This window comes from Acinetobacter sp. 22323 (assembly GCF_052044895.1).
Taxonomy (GTDB): domain Bacteria; phylum Pseudomonadota; class Gammaproteobacteria; order Pseudomonadales; family Moraxellaceae; genus Acinetobacter; species Acinetobacter schindleri.
Genome location: NZ_JBQEOL010000013.1, coordinates 71,168 through 93,182, shown reverse-complemented (window position 1 = coordinate 93,182; position 22,015 = coordinate 71,168). Strand labels below are relative to the sequence as shown.

Here is a 22,015-nt window from a genome sequence, read left to right as displayed (position 1 = left end):
AGTAAGCATCCGCTGAACGCCATCGCCAAGTTTTAACGGGGTTCAGGTTTCCAGCGGTGAGGTAGTAATTCTTCTATTTGGGGCACTTTATGTGTTGGCAACCTTTTCAGCACATCACTTAAATAGGCATACGGATCCAAGCCATTCAGCTTTGCTGACTGGATTAAAGTCATGATATTGGCAGCTCGTTGACCACTGCGCAGCGAACCTGCAAATAGCCAGTTCTTACGCCCCAAGGCCCAGGGACGCATTTGGTTCTCTATCCAATTATTGTCAATGGGTAGATTGCCATCATCCAGATAGCGGCTTAAAGCAGTCCAACGTTTTAGGCTGTAATTGATCGCCCGGGCGGTTGGAGAACTCGATGGCACCGTCAGCTGATGTTGGTTGAGCCATTCATATAGTTGTTGCATGACCGGTTGACTATGCTGTTGTCGGTATTCGCAGCGGTCTTCCGCTGTACCATCCGTCTTTTTTCTTAATTCTGCTTCTATCGCATATAATTTCTGAATCAGCACTAATGCCTGTTCAGCGACCTGACTTTTCTTGGTCACATGTAGTTCATGGAATTTACGACGTGCATGTGCCATGCAGCCCACCTCAATGACCTGACCTGATCTAAAGCGTGCTTTATAACCACTGTAATCATCACAGACCAAATGACCCTGCCAGCCTTTCAGGAAGTCTTCAGCATGCTGGCCAGAACGGCTATCTTGAAAGTCATAGATCACTGCCTGAACTGGATTGTACTGTGTGCTGGCATAGGCCCAGACATAACCTTTTTTGGGCTTTTTCTCATTTTCACCCATCTGCATGACCGTCACCGGTGTTTCATCTGCATGGATCACCTGCTGTTGCAGTACCACCTGTTTTAAGGCATTGGCCAGAGGTTCCAGTTCCACCCCACAGCGGCCAATCCAGTCAGATAACGTTGATCTAGACAGATCAACACCTGCGCGTAGAAAGATTTGACGTTGACGGTACAAAGGCAAATGATCGGCATACTTTGACACCAGCACATGGCTAAGCAATTCAGGTGAAGCAATGCCTTTATCAATCACATAGGCTGGCATCGCTTGCTGAGTCAGAGTGTCACACTGATCACAGACCCATTTACCACGCACATGCTGTTCCTTATAGAACTGTGCCGGTCTGAAATTCAGTTTTTCACTGACATCTTCACCGATACGACGCAAGGTACAGCCACAACTGCATTGTGTTGATTCAGGTTCATGCTCAATACGGAGGGTGTGTAGATGATCTGGCAACAGCCGACGTTTAGGTTTGTTGACTGGGGCTTTCTGTGCAGCTGCATTGGTTTTATCTGCATTCAGTCGTTCCAGTTCCAGATCAACCGCTGCAATATCTTCTTCAACCGCTTCATCCCAGAGATGGATTTGTTTTGCGGTTAGATGTTCGTTTTTACTGCCGAATTTATGCTGTTTAAATAGTGCAAGCTCATGCTCGTATTTTTGATTGAGAATAGAAAGATGTTGAACTTTAGAATCTAATTGCTGATTGGTGACTTCAAGATGTTGAACTCTGGCATCTAATTGCTGATTTGATTGTTCCAGTTGTTGTTTAGATTGTGCCAGAGACTGATGCTGCATCGCCAACTGTCTGGTAAATTCCAGCAGTTGTTCATGGGTCAGTTGGCTTAAATCAGGCAGCGTATTCATGACCGCAGTATGCCTGAGGTCATGATGCAGAGGAAATAGAACGTTTGGAGAATAGCAGAATGGATGAGCCTGGTTTAGAGCATTGTTACCACTTGCTGCAGTCCGATTCTTTGCCAGGGCAAACCCTGGATCAGTGCCTGTAACTGCTCCGGGCTGATCGCCATACTTTCACCCTGGTGAACTTTAGCCCAGTGGAATTTCCCCTGTTCCAGCCGCCGGGCACACAGCCAGATACCCAGTCCATCATGCACCAGCACTTTCATACGATGGCCACGCTTATTACAGAACAGGTAAGCGCAATGCGGTTTGATGTAGCCAAAGGCTCTCAGCACCTGAGCCATGGCTGTATCCATCCCTGCACGCATGTCCATCGGCTGGGTAGACAACCAGATCTCATCAATACGAATCATTGAGTCAAACCCTGGATCAGCAACAGTAATTCAGTTACTGACTCCACCGGCCAGTCGATCTCGATCATCTGATCCCTTGCGGAACTTGGTGCCTCATGTAATGGAATCCTGATATGAGCGACAGCTTTCTTCTCTGGCACAGGTGGTAGAGGTGCTTCTTGTTTGACTGGAGTCGGGTGAAGAATGACCGGAAGAAAGTCAGTCTGTGGAATGGATGGGGTTTTTAATGCAGGGGGCATTGATCTGGACTGACGAATCCATTTATGTAGCAGATTGGCATTGATCTGATGTTGCATTGCTACCTTGGCCACTGATGTATCTGGCTGCTGGCATTGCTGAATAAGTTGATGTTTAAATTCAGCTGTGAAGGTTCGACGGGGCTTTTTTAGCGTTGGTGCACTGTCTATAACTGTCTTTAAATCCATAAATAGGTGTCCACTTAAATTTAAGTGGACACTATCGCGGTATTAATGAGTTAGAAAAAGTGGGGTTCAGCGGACGCTTACTGTTTTAAAACGCTATAACACAGATCTCTGTACACGGCAAATTTCATAGGATCCTTGTCCTATCAGGCTTTTTCTTTCTTAAAATTGCTAGCACTTTCTTAAATTCTTCTTTTTTTCCAAAACCAATCAAACGTAGAATAGCCATTTGAACATAGTCCAAACCGTAGCGAAATAAACTTACTGAAAGTCGTCCATGCTTCTTTATTTTTATCGCTTTTTTCCGATCATGTTGCCATTCACCTGTTAAATAGCACCAACAGAAACCGATAGCTAGCACTGCTATCAATTTCTTGACTCGTCTAGGGTCTGTTAAACGAGTATTTTCAAGATTGAATCCACGTCCTTTGAGACAACTAAATAACGTTTCGATTTCCCAGCGTAATGCATAATCACGAATAGCAGAAGCATTAAACATAGGAGAAACAACAAGTAAAAGCTCTCCATCTTCTAATCGTAGCGCACTAATATACAGTTTCACTCGACCAACCCAAATACGTCGTTTACGACATTCAGTTTGACCAACTTGAAGATGACGAAATAAATCACTAATTTTATGATTCTTGGCTAAGTGATTGGTCACAATAAAGTTTTTTTAACACGTATACAGAAGTTAATGTCATTTTCAATTAACCATGTAAACCATTTCTCACCGATAAATTCTCTGTCTGCAAACACATTCACTATACGATCTTTACCAAAAATGGAGATAAAGCGTTGAATCAAAGCAATACGCTCTTTTGTATCTGAATTTCCACGTTTATTGAGCAATGTCCAAACAATAGGTATCGCTATTCCACGATAGACGATGGCTAACATCAAGATATTAATATCTCGTTTTCCCTATTTCCAATTAGTTCTATCCAAAGTTAATTGGACTTTATCGAATGAAAATATATTGAAAATTAACTGAGAAATTTGACGATAATCGAAATACTGATCTGCAAAGAAGCGTTGTATACGTCGATAAAATGATTGTGGTAAGCACTTGATGGGTAAGGCTTTAGATGCAGAAGAAAGATTACATGTCTGTTTTACAATTAATGCAAGCATAATCAGTGTAAAACATTTTGCATGTGACTTGTTCCACTTTAGATATTTGTTTAAGATGAGATGTAACTCATTGAAATGTGTCATCATATTCGTCGTCAGAAAACAAGTATTATGCCATTATTTCAATGAGTTATCTTTTTTTGTCGTGTACAAAGGTGAATATTATTGAAAATGGAGTAGCCATCAAATTCTGAAGTTTTCCACACATGGAGTTCTTTTATGCGATTAGAAATATCTAAATCTGCAGTGAGATTTTTAAACATATTTAAGTAGCATAAGTTGAAACCATACGCTTGTGGATGAATGGTGATTCTGCTTTTTTTGAAATTTTTTAGAGTACTTATCTGTGTTGCTGGAAACTTCAAAAGTAGTTCAGATGTCAGATCCATGTGTGCTATTGAATAAAAATAATACAGCAATATTCACGTATATTTAGAGTTTTTGAATATGGCAGGAGGTATCATTTTTTCCTTGTTTTTAAAGTTTATTTATTATTGAAAGTTTCAAATTTTCCTCCTCGATTAGATACTCACTATTAGTTAGCTATATTTGTGAGTTGGCAAAAAATATCATGTTTCTATTATGATGTTCACATAGCAGATTACAATGAATACAGTAGGGATGAGTATAGTTGATTATTACAATAACAATGCTCAAATTTGATCTTTTTTAATGGTAATTAAAACCAAATAGGAATCAATTTTTGATAAGTATATGGCTTTGTTGCACAAAGATTTCATAACTATATGATTTTAAAAGTTTTGATTATTTTTTGATCCAAAATTAAATTTATTTAAATCAGATGCTTACATATTTATGCAACAAAGCCAATGCATATTACTAATATAGAGCCTGTAAATAAATTTCAGTAGTTTTATCATTTATTAGGGATGATGGAATTCAACTTTATTTTTTGTCAGGCTTCTTTAGCGAATTCATTTAAAGGCTATTTATTCACTTTTCATAATAAAAGTGCTCAAATAGATATCCTATCACTCGTATTGTGAAGAAATTATCTTATAAGATTTGACTTCAAAAATTACATATCGCGCTCTAAAGTCAAGTCTTTAAAATGAGCAGTGTGCAATATAAAAATCATTCAAATGCACTAAAAAACAGTTTGTGAGAGAGGAATAGTAGATGAATACGCGATCTACCATTATGGATACCAATAGCTTCCGTGCCGAGCATGCGAGTGCACTAGATTCTGAAACCCGAGAACTGACCGATCGACGTAGCCAAAATTTAGGTGAATCTTACCGCTTGTTTTATCGAAACCCAGTGCATCTTGTAAAAGGGCAAGGACAATACCTTTGGGATGCTGCAGGCAATCAATACTTGGATGCTTATAACAATGTCGCTAGTATAGGACATTGCCATCCTGCGGTAATCAATGCCGTAAATGAACAAATGCAAATGTTGAATACACATACTCGTTATTTACATGAGCGCATTTTAGATTATACCGACGAACTTTTAGCGACCACACCGACTGAAATTAACAAAGCCATGTATATGTGTACGGGTTCTGAGGCGAATGATTTGGCCATTCGTATTGCCCGTGAATACAGTGGTGGTACGGGTATTATTGTGTCGCAAGAAGCCTATCATGGTACTAGTGATCTTACTTCGGGCTGTTCGCCTGCGCTTGGTACAGGACAGACCTTAGCTGCTACAACTCGTTTGGTGGCAGCACCTGATCAATATCGTTTTGAGGGTGAAGATTTAGGTGACTGGTTCGCCGCGCAAATTCAAGCACAAATTGATGATATGAATGCCAATGGCATCAAGTTTGCAGGCTTCTTAGCCGATTCCATTTTTTCATCAGACGGGGTAATGCCAAATCCTACTGGTTTCCTGAAAAAAGCAGTGGATGTAGTGCATGCCAATGGTGGTATTTTCATTGCTGATGAAGTACAGCCTGGTTTTGCTCGTACAGGCGATTCTTTTTGGGGTTTTGGGCGTCATGGTGTGGTGCCCGACATCATTACCACAGGCAAGCCGATGGGCAATGGTATTCCAGTATCAGGTTTACTCGCGAAAGATCATGTGTTGTCTGCCTTTAGTCAAAAAATCCCTTATTTCAATACCTTTGGGGGGAATCCTGTGGCGATGGCAGCGGCGCAGGCCGTGCTGAAAACTATTCAAGAAGAAGAGTTACAAGCCCATAGTCAGCGCCTTGGTGGTCTACTTTTGACAGAATTGCGTAAGCTGATGGAAAAGTATGACTGTGTTGGTGATGTGCGTGGTGCTGGTTTATTTATTGGTTTCGAATTGGTACAAGATCGTTTCACCAAAATGCCTGATAAAGCTCTGGCACTGGATTTGATTGAAGAATTGCGTAATACGCATCGTGTGCTGACCTCTGTTGCGGGACCATATGGCAATGTCTTGAAGTTACGTCCACCATTGGTGTTCCAAGAAAAGGATATTGATTGGTTGGTTGGAGCGTTGGATCAAGCCTTAAGTAAACTGCAAAAATAAACTTAAATGTCATACATATTTAACCCCGCTCAATGAGCGGGGTTTCTTTTTTATTGATGTCTTACCACTTAATGTCGTAATTGGCGTGGTGTACAGCCAAACCAACGCTTGAATGCACGGGAAAAGGCACTGACTTCGGAATAGCCTAATAAAAATGCTACTTCAGAAATCGGTAAATTCTTCTGTTGAATATAGTGTTTGGCCAGTTCATAACGAACTTGATCAATTAGTTGAGTAAAGGTGATGTCGTGTGATTTTAAGCGCCGTGATAAGGTACATGGACTCATATGTAAATCTAGTGCAACTTTTTCCAAGTTGGGTTCACCATGAATCAAATCTTGCTGAATGTGTGCACGGACTTGATTGGTTAAAGTTTGTGACTGCGATTGCGTATTCAGAATTTTTAAAGTGTCGAGCATCATGGTGAGCAGCAACGGGTCTGACTGTGGCATTGCGGTTTTAAGGTCTGATTTGGCAATCAAAATTGAATTGAATGGCTGATCAAAAAACACTGATGCATTAAACAGTTTACTGTGTTCTTGCCAAAACTCGGGACGTGGGTGTTCAAAATGAATTTCGCGTGGTGAATAGTGTGTGCCCAAGACTTCACGAATTACATTCATAAACATGCCCACTGTGAGTTCGGCATCTTGTCGTCGCGATAAAATTGCACCATGCTGGACTTGGTAGTCGAAACGATAGGCATCATTGACTTCAACCATACGGCATAAAGTATCTTTTTGATGCAGATTAAAATGTGAGGTCATGTTCTTTAATGCATCTTCCAGCGATGCTGAACATAAACCAATATAGCCAATCAGTCCTAAAGCTTTGGGATGAAATTGCTGTCCATAATGCAGTCCGAAATTATCGCAATGTGATAGTTTTGCGGATTGTTCCAAGACTTCGCAATAATTGGTGAGTTGCAAACTGAGGGTGGGGCTGAGCAATAATTCAGGATTAATACCACTGATCCCAAAAATGCGATCGACATCGGCACCTTTATGCAGAATAAAGTCACTTAGGCCTGTCGCGGCAGCTGATAAAATGCCTTGGTTGCTGATGTCTTGAGCGTTGATGGAGAGAGGATTAAATTGAATCATGCATAGCCTCTTTTAATACAGAACCGTTATTGTTCTAAATTAAGCAAGAGCTATGCCATTCAATGCTTTACGGTTTGCTTCTGCCTACAGGTATTTTTTTATATACCTGCTGGAATTTGGTTGTTAAGATATTTTTTGCAAAGTCGCACAGTTTCATCCGACCATTGAGCTCCCAAACTTTTGGCCATGTCGGTATAGGCATGTGAACCGAACCAAGCCATCAATTGGATTCTACGTTGCATAATAAAGGTGGGAACCAACGCATACTCTTCTGCACTCACATGCCCAATTTTTTCATAACCATTCAACCATTGTTCGACCCACTTGGGTGCAGCAGTATAGTGTTCATTAAAACTAATTGCTGCAGCTAAGTCATGCATAAACCAGCCCATGCCGCAGTCGTCAAAATCAATCACACCAACCTTTTTTTCATTCAACAACAGATTGGTCAGTCTGAGGTCAGCATGGATCAGCCCATAGTGATCTTTGGACTTCCCAAATTGATTTAGCTCGGTGGCAACACGGCAAATTGCCTCATCAATCACGGCATGATCTACCGATTTTAACTGTGGGGCATGACGCCAGTCACCCCAATGTCCATCGGCAAAAACCATACTTTCATGATCCCAAACAATACGTTGGAAGTAGGCTGGCATCTCCCATGTTTTACTGTGCAGGTGCAGTTGTGCTGTGATTTCACCCAACTGCTTAAAATCACATGGATCGACATTATCTGCTGTAGGCATTACACCTTTCACCCAATGAAAGAGCACTGCATGCCTTGAAATATCTGGACTGAGTGCCAATGTTTGGACTTTATCTCCATGACAGTCGGCAATGGCAATCGGCACCGCGATGCCATGCGCATTTAACGCATCTAACCATGCTAGTTCACTTTCGATTTGTTGTTTGGAATGATAATTGGGACGATGAATGCGTAGTGCATATTGTTGTTGAGCGGTTTTCACAACAAAGGTGGCATTTTCAGATTGGCAGAGTAATTTGATCTCGCCTTGATAGCATGCTGGATAGGTTTGCATGGCTTTTTTTGCCAATTCGTAGAGTTGTTGAATGCTTAAATATTCATTTTGTTGGACGCTCATGTTGTACTCCTTTTCATGCTGATCTTGGGTGCGGAGTCCCAGACTTTGAGCTGATCTTATAAAAGAAAAAAAAGAGCAACTTGACTTCAAGCGACTATGCTCATGATTTATTGTCAAGTTTAAAGCCGATATTTCACCGATATTAAAGTGGTCGAATTTGGTGAAAAGGTGATCGAGCATCATGAAAAATGAAATGATAATGACGGAGAGTGTCGCAGATAACACCGAATATTTTGCCCAACGCCAACTGAAAAAGGGTGCCGTCGGTTGGTTACTGTTGGTGGGGTTAGGGGTGTCTTATGTGATTTCGGGTGACTTCGCAGGTTGGAATTTTGGTATTGCGCAAGGTGGTTGGGGCGGATTATTTGTTGCTACGATTGTAGTGGCATTTATGTATCTATGCATGAGCTTGTCGATGTCAGAAATGTCGACCATGCTGCCAACAGCAGGCGGGGGCTATAGTTTTGCGCGAGTGGCGTTTGGGCAATTTGGTGGTTATCTTACAGGGACTGCAATTCTGATTGAATATGCAGTCGCACCTGCCGCAATTGCAGTTTTTATTGGCAATTATTGTGAAGCTTTATTTGGCATAGGTGGCTGGCCGATTTATCTGTTTTGCTATGTGTTTTTCATGGCAATTCATTTACAAGGTGCAGGTGAGGCTCTGAAAATAATGTTTGGCATTACCGCAATTGCTTGTGTGGCGCTGTTGGTGTTTATAGTGGCAATGGTTCCACACTTTAATGCTGCCAATTTATTTAATATTGCAGTAATGCTAAATACTGCGGGGGCGAGTTCATTTTTGCCTCTCGGTTACATGGGCATTTGGGCTGCTGTCCCGTTTGCAATCTGGTTTTTCCTTGCAGTTGAAGGCGTGCCTTTGGCTGCTGAAGAAGCCAAAGATCCAGTCAAATCTTTACCACGTGGTTTAATTGGTTCAATGTTGATTCTGGCTGCATTTGCCCTGCTGATTTTGTTTTTAAGTGCTGGTGCGATGGGTGCAGAGCAAGTGAAAAATTCAGGAGCACCATTGGTTGATGCATTAATTGCAGTCTATGGACAGCATTCATGGATTGCCAGTTTTGTGAATTTTGTGGGATTAGCAGGTTTAGTAGCAAGCTTCTTCTCGATTATTTATGCTTATTCGCGTCAAGTGTTTGCCCTATCGCGTGCGGGTTATTTACCGAAAATATTATCGCTCACCAATAATAAACAAGCGCCGAAATGGGCGATTGTGATTCCTGGGGTAATTGGCTTTGTATTGTCATTAACGGGTGAAGGAGATTTGCTGATTTTGATTGCGGTGTTTGGTGCCACCATTTCTTATGTGTTGATGATGATGTCGCATATTAAATTGCGTTTTTCCCGTCCAGATTTAGCACGACCATATAAAACACCCGGCGGCATCGTCACTTCAAGTATAGCATTGGTTTTGGCCTGTGCTGCAGTGGTGGCGGGTTTAATGGTTAATCCAAAAGTATGGTGTTTGGCAGCGCTAATTTATGGTTTATTCATTCTGTATTATCTGCTGTATAGCAGACATCATCTGGTGGAAGGCACGCCTGAACAAGAGTTTGCATCTATTGAAATCAGAGATGAATAGTTGAGTGAAATTTACCTAATTTTTAAGAATATCAATCCCATTTTTAATGGGCTTGATATTCTTAAATGCTCATTAAATTATTTGGTGGTGTTTTAAAAAGTATGCTGAGATTAAATGAAGCCATTATTGATGTAAAAGAAGGTTAAGTCGAAGGCTTTAAAATGGTTTCCAGGTGGTGTTTCAAGCTTTTTGGAGAAATTACAACTTCTTCTAAAACCACGCCTTATTCGATGCCTTATTTTGCAATTATTACCTTCAATTCCTACAGTAAACAACTTACCAATACTTTGCTTGCAGTTTTTAAAAGCAGTGATGAAACTGTCCCAATGATCACTTGCAATTCGGGTGTAGTGAATACCTAATTGTTTAAGCTTTGTCTTCAACCTTTGGACTGTAGCTAAATGTCTCTTACCCCAAACATAAGCAACAACCTCACCTGTTTCTCGATGGTAGGCGTAAATAAGCCATTGTTTATTATTTTTATTTCCAACAAAAGTCCAGAATTCATCTACTTCGAGAGATTCATAATGACTTTGTTTAGGCTGAATTTGATAGGCCGATTCAGTTAAAGTCCGTAAGACTTTACCGATACTAATGCGCTCAACTTCAGCGATATCTCGTATACCGCTGCCTCTGACCATTAACTGTAATATTTTATGAGTAATGCCAGAATTACATCCTAGATAGCTCAGAGCATGGTCACCAATAAACTGACGTTTGCAGTCTTTGCATTGGTAGTTTTGTTTCCCATCTACTTTGATGCCATTTTTCTTTATACTGTCACTGAGGCAGGTTGGCCATTTGATTTCTAGAGTTATTTGCATTTCTCTGTTTTATCAAAATTCAACCTGCTTTTTTTTAGCATACTTTTTGATACACCACCAAATATTTTTCTTTGCTTCGAGGTCGCTGAGTTCGTAAAAGGCCTGAATACCGCCTGCGGCTTTAATTCCATCTAAAGCGACAGATAGAGCTTCCTGATCTGACGGGAATGTTTCATCTCATACCGTAGAAGTACCATTTTGGTTTACCACTTCCAGTGTCCAGTCACTATCGGGTAATCGATAAATTAGAACTTCAATTTGCTCATTATCCTCTTTTAAAATTTGAGACAAGGGAGAATCGATTAAATCATTTTCATCATAATCCATAGTACTGTCATTATCAGACATCAGCGGCAGCCTTTATTGTATTTAATATCCGTCCATAGTAATGAATGAATTAAATTTTGCCTAGCAGTGGATATTATGGGGTACAAAGAATGGCTAAATTCAAAAAATAATTGCCCCGACAATAAAACAAAATAATCCAAAAATTACCCAAATCCAGACATTCGATTTGGGTTTCTCAGTATGTGATGTATAGAGTGGTTGTTGTTCCTGAGCAGGAATTTTTTGGTTGCCTGCTCTTTTTTTATAGGGTTGGTGCTTGGAATAGGATAGGCCTGTGCCTGGAATACCAACGCTGGTTCGGGTGCCTTTTTTGCCAATATTTAAAGAAGCACCAGGTTTGCCAATGCTCGCGCTACTAATGCCTTTATGCGTCAGATTAATTTTTAATCCAGGTAGCAGTTTAATACTCTTGCGAAATCTGAAGCCCATATTTTTTCCATTTACAAGAACCAGTTTGGTTTCTATCTCAGTTGTCCGGATACAGTGAAATAAGAGTTTGATTCATTCATAGGACTGATCATTTGACTTATCTAGTGAAAAATCAGTATGTTCTTTAACATAAGATATTGGCTTTTAGACAATGAATCAAACATCAAATTATTACAATCAACATGCTCAAGCATTTTTTGAAAATACCTATCAGGTTGAAATGGAAAGTCTTTACGCACCATTTCTAAGATATTTGCCGGAACAGGCATTGATCCTGGATTTGGGCTGTGGTTCGGGTCGGGACACTTTGGCATTTAAGAAAAAAGGCTATCAAGTTGAGGCAATTGATTATTCTACCGAGCTGGTTGAAAAGGCGAGAGAGCTGACAGGCATCGAGGTACGTCAGCAAAGTTTTTATGAGCTGAATGAAGTAGCTAAGTATGATGGGATTTGGGCCTGTGCTTCTCTTTTACACTGTGAAAGAGATCGCCTGACTGAAGTGCTGGCGCGCATATTTAAAGCATTAAAGCCAAATGGTGTGTGTTATATGTCTTTTAAATATGGAAATACAGATCGTGAGAAAGAGGGGCGTAGCTTTACTGATCTAAATGAGCAGCAAGCTCATGACTTACTCAAACAAATCGACCAGGCTTTACTTTTACAGCAATGGATTACAGTAGATAAACGTCCAGACCGTACAGAAGAGTGGTTAAATATCCTGATTAGAAAAATGCAGGCTTAGCCATGTTATTTAGTACAGCTGAAATACCAACACCTCAAGAACAGCTGAAATTCTTGAAGCATATTCAGCAGATATTGCAGTCAGGGACTTTTACTTCGACATATAAGTTTGCTTTGCTGATAAGTATCACGCGTCTGGCGATTGAACAGGGTCAAGATACCGGTGCTGCCTTGCATTTGGACTATCAGGATATTGCGGAAAAGTTTATTGACCTGTACTGGAAACAGTCTCTGCCGTTTCAGTTTAACCAGTATGAGCCTTTTACTATTCATCAAAGCACTGGTAAGCAGGCAAAGATCATCAGTGAAATTCAGAATGCACAGCAACAATTCAAGACCTTGGCCGCGTTGAGAAAGAATGTACTTTACTGGAATAGGCTGAAGCGAACAGTTGCGACAACGGTTAAGCAAATGCCGGTAGTATATTTGCAGAATCTGAATGGTCAAACGGTAGAGTTTCTCTATCATCTGCAGGATTGCAAACAGTCACTTAAGCTGTTGCCCAAGGTGATGTATTGCTTAAGACAATTCAGTGAAATTATTGAAGAGCTGTGCCAGAAGCGCTGGATTGATTTTGTCCGACTGAACAAGCAGAACCTAGTTGTACTTGATGGCTTGCCTGACCTAGATGAATTCATGTTTGCTCCAAGTCGTAATCAATTGGGGCAGGTCGCGGACTTCTTAATTGACTTACAGCAATGCCAGTGTTTTTACTGTGGCAAAAGCCTGAAAAACTCAAAATATGCCGTGGATCATTTTATTCCCTGGTCTCTATATCCTGCCGATACCGGACATAATTTTGTCCTGGCAGATGATAAATGTAATTCACAGAAAAGTAATTATCTAGCGTCCGAGCAATTCCTAGATCAATGGAGAGAACGTAATCATCTGCATGATCAGGCGATTAGTCGGGAGATTTCGCAACTCGGTTTTTTGACCGATCTGCGGCGTTCACATCGGGTTGCAGACTGGGCCTATCAGCAGGCGATTGAGCATGAGTATTTAGTCTGGTTGGGGGGAAAAGAGAAGAAGATATTAGCCCGAGTGTATTAAACTATTAAGTTTCAAAAATATTTTTAACTGTATGAATCACACAAATTCTTTAAAAAGACTGCGTCAATATGTGACGTTAATTTCCTGAAATTTCTTCAAATAATTATTGGAAAAGGATATTTTAAGGACAACTCTTCTTCATAATTGATGATAAGAATGGAACAGCTCAATCCATCAGATCTAAAAGCAATATTACATTCGAAACGTGCCAATCTGTACTATCTTGAACATTGTCGTGTGATGCAGAAAGATGGTCGAGTACTTTATCTGACTGAGGCTAAAAACGAAAATCAATATTGGAATATTCCGATTGCCAATACTACAGTGATTTTATTGGGTACAGGTACATCGATTACTCAAGCAGCCATGCGTATGCTTGCCAGTGCAGGGGTGCTTGTAGGTTTTACGGGTGGTGGTGGAACGCCTCTTTTTATGGGCTGTGAAATCGAGTGGATGACACCACAGAGTGAATATCGCCCAACTGAGTATATGCAAGGCTGGATGCAATTTTGGTTTGATGATACCAAACGCCTAGAAGTAGCTAAACAATTTCAACTCACGCGGATTGAGTTTATAAGAAAAATTTGGTCAAAAGACCGAGATTTAAAAGAGTACAGCTTTTATATTGATGATTTAGATATAACACAAGCTTTAGATGGCTTTGCTAATAAAATTCCACAGCAAACCAAAGTAGGTGATTTACTCCTTACAGAGGCAGCAACGACAAAACAGCTTTATAAAATTGCAGCAACACGTACAGGCTTAAAAGATTTTAGCCGTAACCCTGAACAAGGTGATTTAGCTAATGATTTTTTAAATCATGGCAATTATCTGGCTTATGGTTTAGCAGCGACAACACTTTGGGTACTTGGAATTCCACACGGTTTTGCAGTCATGCATGGCAAGACGCGTCGAGGGGCTTTAGTGTTTGATGTGGCAGATTTAATTAAGGATGCTGTGGTTTTACCGTACGCGTTTATTTGTGCCAAAGAGAAAATGACTGAGCAAGAATTTAGACAGCAGATTTTGCAAAAATTTACCGAGCATAAAGCACTCGACTTTATGTTTGATCAAGTCAAAGCACAAGCTTGCAAAAATCATGATGTAGAGGAGTAAGCATTATGATTGTGACTTTTATTTCCCAATGTGAAAAGAAAGCCATTCCACGCACCCGACGTGTTTTGGATGCTTTTGCTGACAGGATTGGCGATAACACGTGGCAAACCATCATTACCGAAGAAGGTCTAATAGCTGTTAAAAAATTATTGCGTAAAACCGTGACCAAAAGTACAGCGGTGAGTTGTCATTGGATTCGAGGACGGCGTAGAAGTGAATTGCTATGGATTGTAGGAAATCGGAATAAGTTTAATGCTGAGGGAATTGTGCCAGTAAATACTACACAGAAAAAGTTAGATCAAAACAAATGGGAAAATGATTGGCATTATTTACCTCTAATTAAAGCATTAGTAGCTATTTCAGCCCTATTACATGATTGGGGAAAAGCCACAGTTTTATTTCAAGAAAAACTGCAACCAAAGAATAAACAGAGTATAAAGGGTGATCCATTACGCCATGAGTGGATATCCTGTTTATTACTTAATGCCTTAGTACATTCTTCAGAAAATCCAAAAAATGATGAGGCATGGTTGAATTTATTCATTCATCAATCATGGGTTGAAGGCAAACTTAAAGCAACAGTCCTAAAGAATTTAGACAAAACCAAAGCTCTGGATTATTTACCACCTTTAGCTCAGTTGGTGGCATGGTTAATTGTGTCACACCATCGATTACCTACATTAAAATCTAAAGATGAAAATAAAAAGTCAAAAGATTATTTAGAAGATTTTATAGATGAAGATGTAAGAAGTTTCTCTTCATTATTTTCTTATATTCAAGCTGAATGGGGTTATCAAAATAAATTCGATGAAGAAGAATATCAGCAACGCCTAAAACAGTGTTTTGAATTTCCACAAGGTTTATTAAGCCAATCTCAATCATGGACAAAAGAGATTCAAAAATGGTCTAGGCGTTTGTTGCAAGAGCAAGAGAATATTGCACAGGTCTTAAAAGATGGCAGTTGGCGTGTAGTTTTACACCATGCACGTTTATGTTTGATGTTGGGTGATCATTATTATTCATCTTGTGATGCGGATAAAACGTGGAAAACAAATTTGAGCTTAATTGCTAATACTGATCATAAAACTAAACAGCCGAAGCAATTTTTAGATGAACATTTAGTACATGTCAGTAAAAATGCCATGCGTGTTGTACAATCCTTAAGTCGTTTAGCGGATGAAATGGAACCTGCGTATGATATTCAAAAATTAAAAAAGAAAAGTCCGCAAGGTTTTGAATGGCAAGATCATGCAGTTAAAGAGATCAAAAAATTTCGACAAAAATATGACGATGACATCGAACAGGGATGGTTTATTGTCAATATGGCAAGTACAGGCAAAGGTAAAACCATTGCTAATGCCAAAATTATGCAAGCCTTATCTAAAGATGGACTATCACTACGTTATGTGCTGGCATTGGGGCTACGGACTTTAACTTTACAAACTGGAGATTCATACCGTAAAGATATTGGTTTGGGTAATGATGAACTTGCGGTCTTAATTGGTTCTAAAGCTGTACAAGAATTACATCAGCAACAGCATCAGAAACAGAATAATCAAGATGAGAATCCATTGGATGAAATCGGTTCGGAATCTTTAGAACAGCTTTTAGACAATGAGCTTGATTATGCAGAAATGCCTCAAGCTGATTTTATGAATGTTCTATTTCCACAAGCTCAAGCCGAACGTAATAAAGCCTTTTTATATAAGCCTGTTTTAGCCTGTACGATTGATCACATCATGTCGGCAACTGAAACTAAACGTGGTGGCAAATATATTTTACCTAGTTTACGCCTATCTTCTTCTGATTTAGTCATCGACGAAGTAGATGACTTCAATGGCCAAGATTTAATTGCGATTGCTCGATTAATTCATCTTACAGCGATGTTAGGTCGTAAAGTGATGATCTCATCGGCAACGATTCCACCAGCATTAGCAGAAGGTTTTTTCAATGTATATCAGCAAGGATGGCGAGTATATTGCGCTTTTAAAAAGCTCAAACAAGTTCAAACAGTCGGCATGTGGGTAGATGAGTTTAAGTCAAAAATCCAAGGTATTGACTTAATATCAGATAACACGATTCAGCAGTATAAAAATGCTCATGAAGCATTTGTTGAAATTCGGTCAAAAGCTTTAGTACAACAAGTGATTAAACACAAAGCTTATATTATTGAATGTCATGATTTGGTGGCACCGAAAGAACAGAAGCAACTTGAGGAAAGTCTGCAACAACAATATTTTGATCGTATTCGTCAGCATATAGAAAAATTGCATCATCACCATCATACAGTTGATGAAACAACAGGGAAAAAAGTGTCATTTGGAGTGTTACGCGTTGCCAATATTCCACCTTGTGTTGCACTCACACAATTTTTACTCAATGCTGAATGGTCAGAAAAAATTGCTCCTCGTGCGATGGCGTACCACAGTCGGCAGATTTTATTGTTACGTAGTGAGCAAGAACGTCATTTGGATACCGTACTCAAGCGTAAAGAAAAACAACATGAACAGCCTATCGCATTTTCAAATGAAGTGATTCGTCAGCATTTGGACAGTACGGATAGTGAACATGTGATTTTTATCCTCGTGGCAACACCTGTGGAAGAAGTAGGGCGTGATCACGATTTTGATTGGGCAATTGTTGAACCTTCTTCTTATCGTTCCATTATTCAATTGGCAGGGCGGGTTTTACGCCACCGTAGCTTGGAAAAAGATATAGAACAGCCGAATATTGGTCTGTTGCAATATAATTTAAAAGGGCTGCGTGGTGCGAAAGTGGCTTTTGAAAAACCAGGTTTTGAAATCAATAATGATAAGTTTAAATTAAAGACCAAAAATTTATCAGATCTGATGGATTTAAATGAAGAGGCTGGAATTAATGCTATTCCAAGAATTCAAGCCAACTCACCGTTAAAAGCTACCGAAAAACTAGCTGATTTAGAACATGCAGTTTTAGCACATAGTCTTACCAATTATAAGCAAGTTGGAGCAAAACCATTAAATGCTTGGTTAACGCAGTATTGGTTTTTAACGGCTTTACCGCAACAGTTTATGCCATTTCGACAAAGCTCACCCAATATTCAGCTCTTTGCAGTATGGAAAGATCGTAAGCTTGTGTTTTCTGAAAAAGATGATTTTGGACAATATATTGATCGAAATGGTTTTTACAAGATTCAATATTCTGAAATGACTGATTTAGAACAGCAACGTTTATGGCTTAATCGAAACTATAGCGACATATTGTGTCGTATGGTTATTGAAAAAATTTCAGAAAATCAGCACATTGAAGACGAAATAGAAGAATTATCAAAACGTTATGGGGAAATTATGTTGCCACAATATGACGAGAATAAAACACTGATGTATTCAGACCAATTTGGCTTAGTGATTCAACATTCAAAATAAAGGGAGGGGGTATGCAAAATATTATCGTAAGCTATTTGGAAGCACGAAAGGAAGATTTTTTACAGTCAAAAATTAATTCTAAGCTACGTGGCAAAAAAAATGAATTTGATGAAGAAGCTCGATTAAAGGTACGTCTAGAGTATCAGGGAGAAGCAGATGCTAAATATAATATAGGAGTATGGTTGGACAATATCATTCGTAAAGTGAAGCCAAATGTCACAACCCATCCTGCAAAATTTACCAATGCCAAAATTGACACAGATACGAGTCAAATTTTTTTAGGTCATTATGTGAATGATGGTTATATCAAAACTGGCAATGTTCATTTAAAGAATAAAGTGGATGTATCAGGTAACTCGGCGACGAATACAATTGTGTATGAACTGTATGATTTACTCGATCAAGATTTGGATAATGATCAGAAACTAATTCATAAATTTGAAGACAATAATGAATCATTAATTCAATTTTTTGAAAAAAATAAAGCCGATTTCGAATACATAAAAGCAAAGTGTTTAAAAGTTTATTATGGTGAAAAATCTACACCTGAAACGCATAGCTCAACTAGACAAGTGTATTTCCCAATAGGGAATAATGAATATCACTTATTATCTGTTAAAACAGCATCAATGTTGATGTATGAAGTAAAAAATCGTATTGATGATATGAATATTTGGGTTGATGGACAACATGCTAGAAGTTTTAAAAAAGAGAATAAATTTTTAGAAGGCGGGTTTAGTGAAGTTTTTGACATTACTGAAATTGGTTTCAGTAATGGTGATTTCATCAAAATGGGCAATTATAGTTTGTTAAATGTCAAAAATAAGGGCATTGCTTATTTACTTTCAAGCTGTCCACCTATTTTAGAAAAACGTACAGTACGATTGCCAAGAACTGATTTTTTTGCGCAGTGTTTATATCGAAAAAATTATCAAGATAGTTTTGTGCAATTGCATAAATTTATGCAGTTAGATCTAAACAATATTGATATAAGAACTGCAATTCGAAACATCCTTCAATTTGTGATTGATCAAGTCATATTAGAAGGACTAAAAATCCGAGAATCTCATCCTGCGGGATGGTCACAACAAGAATATTACGCAAGTTTACCTAAACTACAGCGTATTTGGCTTGATTCAATGTACGCAGAACAACGTGAAAATGATAGTGAATGGCGTAATGAGCTGAGTGAAGACATTGCGCGTTGGATTTTACGCACTTACGAAAAAATCATTAGTGAAGCTGGAATGTTGGGAACGGCTGAAATCAATGATGTGAAACAGCGTGTAGAAGAATCATTGCGACAAGCCAAGGAGTTTTTTTAATGCGTCATTTTTTATTGATTCCGCATCTTAAACTTCATAATGCCAATGCCATGAGCAGTCCTTATACGATTGGTTTTCCTGCAATGACCGCATGGCTTGGGGCAGTGCATGCACTTCAACGTAAACTCAAGCAACAAGGATGTGATCTTAACTTAAAGAAAGTAGCAGTGAGTTGCCATGAGTTTAATTTGCAAACCTATAAGGGAAAAAAGGATTTTGTAAAATCTTTAAAAGTATATAGAAAAGCATCAATTTTTGACGCTGACTATGGAAAAAAATATCCTAAAGACGTTTATAAATCCAAATATGATGCTCCTCTAACATCAGATGCTTTTAACGAAGAAGCTCGTTGTCACTTAGAAGTGTCTTTATTGATTGAAATTGAAAGTTCATCTAAAAGACAGAGAGATCAGCTTTTAGAGCTTGTACATGAGATTGTGGCTGGTATGAAATTTGCGAGTGGTGATGTGCTCTCAGTTAAGCCCTGCACAATATTAAATTTTGATGATGATGAAGATCAATCACAGCAATTACGTCCGATTTTAAATAAGTTGATGCTTGGGCATGTACTCATCGAACGTCGTGATTTGGTTATACAAAGTATGCAAGAGGGCAAAGATGCTTTGGATAGTGTCTTGGATTATCTCAAAGTCACCCATAGTTCAATTCAAGATGATGAAGGCAAAGTGACTTGGACATCAAAACGTCAAGCACAAGGCTGGCTTGTTCCTATTGCAGTGGGTTTTCAGGGAATTTCAGAACTCGGACAAGCCAAAAACCAGCGAGATGCCAATACACCACATCGCTTTGCAGAAAGTGTGCTGACTCTAGGTGAGTTTGTGATGCCATATCGGATTGAAAGTATTGACCAGTTATTATGGCAATACCATGTTGATTTAGAAAATAATTTATATCTATGTCAAAACCAAAATACACATTAATTTAGACTTTACAAGGAAAAATACTCATGGCTAAAAATGAAAAAGCAGTTGCAAGTGTTCTTGCATTTGAAAAAAAACTCGTTCCGTCTGATGGTTATTTTTATGGAACAACATGGGCAAATCGTACAGAACAATCCGCTTTAAAGCTGATTGAAAAGTCAGTGCGTGGCACAATCTCAAACCGTTTAAAAGCTGCTGATGCTGATCCATTAAAATTAGATGCTAAAGTGGAAAATGCTAATCTTCAAATTGTTGATGCATGTGCATTAGCAGAGCATCAAGATACGTTAAAAGTCGCATTCACTTTAAAAGTTTTAGGTGGTATTGAACAACCATCAGCATGTAATAATGAAACATTTCTAAATTCATATAAAGAAGTAGCGAAAAACTATATTCAAACTCATGGTTTTGTTGAGCTAGCTAAACGTTATGCCTTAAATATTGCTAATGCGCGCTTTTTGTGGCGTAACCGTGTAGGTGCAGAAAAGATTGAAGTTGTAGTGAAAGTTAATGAAAGTGATGCTGTAACGTTTAATGCCTTTGATTATAAATTACATGATTTTGACTGTGTAGATGCTAAGGTGCAAAACTTAGCAGATCAAATTGCACAAGCTTTAAAAGGTGAAATACCTTACTTATTAATTAAAGTAGAAGCTTACGCTTTAGTTGGAAAAGCTCAGGAAGTTTATCCAAGTGAAGAACTTGTTTTAGATAAAGGTAAGGGCGATAAGAGCAAAATTCTTTATCAAGTGAATGACGTAGCTGCGATGCATTCTCAAAAAATTGGTAATGCATTACGTACCATTGATACGTGGTATCCAGACTTTGAAGAGCAAAAATCTGCTATTGCTATAGAACCTTATGGTGCTGTGACGAACTTAGGCAAAGCGTATCGCACACCTAAAGCCAAACAGGATTTCTTTAGCTTATTTGATAAATATGCTTTAGGAGAATCTTTAGAAAATATTGAACAAGAGCATTATGTGATGGCTGTGCTCGTACGTGGTGGTGTTTTTGGTCAAAGCTCTAAGGATTAATATGAAATTTTATCAAGAAATCACCTTGATTGATCAGGCTGAAATTTCTCCTTATTTCATTTGGTCTAAGCTTTATGCACAATTGCATATTGCTTTAGCGGAACAAAAAAATATTGAGGAGAAAGTCAATATTGGTGTGTCTTTTCCTCACTATATTTATGAAGAAAAAGGCGATAATGAAAAAGCGAAGATTAATTTAGGAAAAAAGCTACGTTTATTTGCTGACTTTGAATCTGATTTAAAAAAATTAGATATCAGACATTGGCTTGATCGTTTAGAAGATTATGTACATATCACTTCTATTCGTGAAGTACCTAGCGACATTAAAGGCTATGCCATTTACAAGCGTAAGCAAGTGAAAACCAATGCTCAGCGTTTGGCACGACACCGTGTAAAACGTGGTGATATTGGTTTTGATGAAGCATTAGCAAGATATAGCAATGTGGTGACCACAACTAACTTGCCTTATATTGAAATGAAAAGCCTGAGCACTTCAGATCAGCAAAGTGAAAAACGTTTTAAATTGTTTATCGAAAAGCAATCTGCTGAAAAATCTGAAACTCAGGTTTTTAGCACTTATGGATTAAGTTCGGTGTCATCTGTACCAGAATTTTAACCCAATATTTTTATACTCTTTAACAGCTTAATAAAATCAATAGCTTATGATAGTGGTTTAAAACTTGGGTCTTTTGAGAGATTTAAGAGTTAAATCACTGTTATAACTTTATTTTTTGCTTTAAAATTGCTGTTCACTGCCATATAGGCAGCTTAGAAATTTGTGTTTCTTCGCCCAACCCCTGCGCACTCAGTTCACTGCCATATAGGCAGCTTAGAAATTCCTAAATCGCTCTTTAATAGT

Annotated in this window: 17 protein-coding genes, 3 pseudogenes and 1 CRISPR repeat array (1 of these 21 only partly in view); of the genes and pseudogenes, 10 read left to right on the top strand and 10 right to left on the bottom strand. The window is 38.8% G+C overall.

The window, feature by feature from the left end:
• Positions 1-32 precede the first annotated feature (32 nt).
• From ACTJIX_RS10250 to ACTJIX_RS10230, 5 genes and pseudogenes are all read right to left on the bottom strand, one after another.
• Positions 33-1,679, bottom strand: a complete 1,647-nt coding sequence (locus ACTJIX_RS10250) for an IS66-like element ISAba17 family transposase (protein WP_001094416.1) — start codon at positions 1,677-1,679, stop codon at positions 33-35.
• Between the two features lie 74 nt (positions 1,680-1,753).
• Positions 1,754-2,089 (bottom strand): IS66 family insertion sequence element accessory protein TnpB, encoded by a 336-nt coding sequence (tnpB, locus tag ACTJIX_RS10245; protein ID WP_000618090.1) that lies wholly within the window; start codon positions 2,087-2,089, stop codon positions 1,754-1,756.
• Positions 2,086-2,514 carry an IS66-like element accessory protein TnpA gene (gene tnpA / locus ACTJIX_RS10240; protein ID WP_000364662.1) on the bottom strand — a complete coding sequence of 143 codons (429 nt, stop codon included), beginning with the start codon at positions 2,512-2,514 and terminating at the stop codon, positions 2,086-2,088. Before tnpA ends, tnpB begins: the two co-directional genes overlap by 4 nt.
• 124 nt (positions 2,515-2,638) lie before the next feature.
• Positions 2,639-3,729: pseudogene (locus ACTJIX_RS10235) on the bottom strand (IS4-like element ISAba33 family transposase).
• 68 nt (positions 3,730-3,797) lie between these two features.
• A pseudogene (locus tag ACTJIX_RS10230) lies at positions 3,798-4,034 on the bottom strand (hypothetical protein); the annotation flags it as partial.
• Positions 4,035-4,785: 751 nt separating this feature from the next.
• Here ACTJIX_RS10230 and ACTJIX_RS10225 point away from each other — a divergent pair.
• A complete protein-coding gene (locus tag ACTJIX_RS10225; RefSeq protein WP_004895783.1) occupies positions 4,786-6,129 on the top strand; it encodes an aspartate aminotransferase family protein in 1,344 nt (447 codons plus the stop codon).
• Positions 6,130-6,197: 68 nt separating this feature from the next.
• Here ACTJIX_RS10225 and qhpR read toward each other — a convergent pair whose 3' ends face one another.
• Positions 6,198-7,232, bottom strand: coding sequence for an AraC-like transcriptional regulator QhpR (gene qhpR / locus ACTJIX_RS10220; protein WP_004895780.1), 1,035 nt, complete (start codon positions 7,230-7,232; stop codon positions 6,198-6,200).
• A gap of 98 nt (positions 7,233-7,330) precedes the next feature.
• Positions 7,331-8,335, bottom strand: a complete 1,005-nt coding sequence (locus ACTJIX_RS10215) for a phosphotransferase enzyme family protein (RefSeq protein WP_004681103.1) — start codon at positions 8,333-8,335, stop codon at positions 7,331-7,333.
• 181 nt (positions 8,336-8,516) lie between these two features.
• Here ACTJIX_RS10215 and eat point away from each other — a divergent pair, with 181 nt between their 5' ends.
• Positions 8,517-9,938 carry an ethanolamine permease gene (gene eat, locus ACTJIX_RS10210; RefSeq protein WP_004895778.1) on the top strand — a complete coding sequence of 474 codons (1,422 nt, stop codon included), beginning with the start codon at positions 8,517-8,519 and terminating at the stop codon, positions 9,936-9,938.
• A 110-nt stretch (positions 9,939-10,048) separates the two neighbouring features.
• On the opposite strand, the gene ACTJIX_RS10205 is transcribed toward eat, so the two are convergent.
• The 3 genes and pseudogenes from ACTJIX_RS10205 to ACTJIX_RS10195 all read right to left on the bottom strand — a co-directional run bounded on the left by ACTJIX_RS10205 (position 10,049) and on the right by ACTJIX_RS10195 (position 11,539).
• Positions 10,049-10,762 (bottom strand): IS1 family transposase, encoded by a 714-nt coding sequence (locus tag ACTJIX_RS10205; protein ID WP_004895776.1) that lies wholly within the window; start codon positions 10,760-10,762, stop codon positions 10,049-10,051.
• A gap of 12 nt (positions 10,763-10,774) precedes the next feature.
• Positions 10,775-11,110: pseudogene (locus ACTJIX_RS10200) on the bottom strand (hypothetical protein).
• Between the two features lie 99 nt (positions 11,111-11,209).
• Entirely contained in the window at positions 11,210-11,539 is a 330-nt protein-coding gene (locus tag ACTJIX_RS10195; RefSeq protein ID WP_004895773.1) for a DUF4236 domain-containing protein, read from the bottom strand.
• 151 nt (positions 11,540-11,690) lie between these two features.
• On the opposite strand from ACTJIX_RS10195, the gene ACTJIX_RS10190 reads away from it, so the two are divergent.
• The 8 genes from ACTJIX_RS10190 (at position 11,691) to cas6f (ending at position 21,772) form a co-directional block, all read left to right on the top strand.
• On the top strand, positions 11,691-12,281 hold the full coding sequence (locus ACTJIX_RS10190; protein ID WP_004895771.1) for a class I SAM-dependent methyltransferase: 591 nt from the start codon (positions 11,691-11,693) through the stop codon (positions 12,279-12,281).
• A gap of 2 nt (positions 12,282-12,283) precedes the next feature.
• Positions 12,284-13,333 (top strand): HNH endonuclease, encoded by a 1,050-nt coding sequence (locus ACTJIX_RS10185; RefSeq protein WP_004895770.1) that lies wholly within the window; start codon positions 12,284-12,286, stop codon positions 13,331-13,333.
• Positions 13,334-13,489: 156 nt separating this feature from the next.
• The gene (cas1f, locus tag ACTJIX_RS10180) at positions 13,490-14,449 is read left to right on the top strand and encodes a type I-F CRISPR-associated endonuclease Cas1f (protein ID WP_004895768.1); all 960 of its coding nucleotides are present in this window, start codon (positions 13,490-13,492) and stop codon (positions 14,447-14,449) included.
• Positions 14,450-14,454: 5 nt separating this feature from the next.
• Positions 14,455-17,853, top strand: coding sequence for a type I-F CRISPR-associated helicase Cas3f (gene cas3f / locus ACTJIX_RS10175; RefSeq protein WP_004895766.1), 3,399 nt, complete (start codon positions 14,455-14,457; stop codon positions 17,851-17,853).
• An 11-nt stretch (positions 17,854-17,864) separates the two neighbouring features.
• Positions 17,865-19,178 (top strand): type I-F CRISPR-associated protein Csy1, encoded by a 1,314-nt coding sequence (locus ACTJIX_RS10170; protein ID WP_004895765.1) that lies wholly within the window; start codon positions 17,865-17,867, stop codon positions 19,176-19,178.
• Positions 19,178-20,119, top strand: a complete 942-nt coding sequence (gene csy2 / locus ACTJIX_RS10165; protein WP_004895762.1) for a type I-F CRISPR-associated protein Csy2 — start codon at positions 19,178-19,180, stop codon at positions 20,117-20,119. Before ACTJIX_RS10170 ends, csy2 begins: the two co-directional genes overlap by 1 nt.
• Before the next feature lie 26 nt (positions 20,120-20,145).
• Positions 20,146-21,156, top strand: a complete 1,011-nt coding sequence (gene csy3 / locus ACTJIX_RS10160) for a type I-F CRISPR-associated protein Csy3 (protein WP_004895761.1) — start codon at positions 20,146-20,148, stop codon at positions 21,154-21,156.
• 1 nt (position 21,157) lies between these two features.
• Positions 21,158-21,772 carry a type I-F CRISPR-associated endoribonuclease Cas6/Csy4 gene (cas6f, locus tag ACTJIX_RS10155; RefSeq protein WP_004895759.1) on the top strand — a complete coding sequence of 205 codons (615 nt, stop codon included), beginning with the start codon at positions 21,158-21,160 and terminating at the stop codon, positions 21,770-21,772.
• A 131-nt stretch (positions 21,773-21,903) separates the two neighbouring features.
• Positions 21,904-22,015: direct repeats of the CRISPR family, unit length 28 nt; unit sequence GTTCACTGCCATATAGGCAGCTTAGAAA (it continues 11,751 nt past the right edge of the window).

Excerpts from the sequence above, each read along its gene's own strand:
- ACTJIX_RS10250 (WP_001094416.1), bottom strand. The coding sequence starts at position 1,679 with ATGAATACGCTGCCTGATTTAAGCCAACTGACCCATGAACAACTGCTG.
- tnpB (WP_000618090.1), bottom strand. The coding sequence starts at position 2,089 with ATGATTCGTATTGATGAGATCTGGTTGTCTACCCAGCCGATGGACATG.
- tnpA (WP_000364662.1), bottom strand. The coding sequence starts at position 2,514 with ATGGATTTAAAGACAGTTATAGACAGTGCACCAACGCTAAAAAAGCCC.
- ACTJIX_RS10225 (WP_004895783.1), top strand. The coding sequence starts at position 4,786 with ATGAATACGCGATCTACCATTATGGATACCAATAGCTTCCGTGCCGAG.
- qhpR (WP_004895780.1), bottom strand. The coding sequence starts at position 7,232 with ATGATTCAATTTAATCCTCTCTCCATCAACGCTCAAGACATCAGCAAC.
- ACTJIX_RS10215 (WP_004681103.1), bottom strand. The coding sequence starts at position 8,335 with ATGAGCGTCCAACAAAATGAATATTTAAGCATTCAACAACTCTACGAA.
- eat (WP_004895778.1), top strand. The coding sequence starts at position 8,517 with ATGAAAAATGAAATGATAATGACGGAGAGTGTCGCAGATAACACCGAA.
- ACTJIX_RS10205 (WP_004895776.1), bottom strand. The coding sequence starts at position 10,762 with ATGCAAATAACTCTAGAAATCAAATGGCCAACCTGCCTCAGTGACAGT.
- ACTJIX_RS10195 (WP_004895773.1), bottom strand. The coding sequence starts at position 11,539 with ATGGGCTTCAGATTTCGCAAGAGTATTAAACTGCTACCTGGATTAAAA.
- ACTJIX_RS10190 (WP_004895771.1), top strand. The coding sequence starts at position 11,691 with ATGAATCAAACATCAAATTATTACAATCAACATGCTCAAGCATTTTTT.
- ACTJIX_RS10185 (WP_004895770.1), top strand. The coding sequence starts at position 12,284 with ATGTTATTTAGTACAGCTGAAATACCAACACCTCAAGAACAGCTGAAA.
- cas1f (WP_004895768.1), top strand. The coding sequence starts at position 13,490 with ATGGAACAGCTCAATCCATCAGATCTAAAAGCAATATTACATTCGAAA.
- cas3f (WP_004895766.1), top strand. The coding sequence starts at position 14,455 with ATGATTGTGACTTTTATTTCCCAATGTGAAAAGAAAGCCATTCCACGC.
- ACTJIX_RS10170 (WP_004895765.1), top strand. The coding sequence starts at position 17,865 with ATGCAAAATATTATCGTAAGCTATTTGGAAGCACGAAAGGAAGATTTT.
- csy2 (WP_004895762.1), top strand. The coding sequence starts at position 19,178 with ATGCGTCATTTTTTATTGATTCCGCATCTTAAACTTCATAATGCCAAT.
- csy3 (WP_004895761.1), top strand. The coding sequence starts at position 20,146 with ATGGCTAAAAATGAAAAAGCAGTTGCAAGTGTTCTTGCATTTGAAAAA.
- cas6f (WP_004895759.1), top strand. The coding sequence starts at position 21,158 with ATGAAATTTTATCAAGAAATCACCTTGATTGATCAGGCTGAAATTTCT.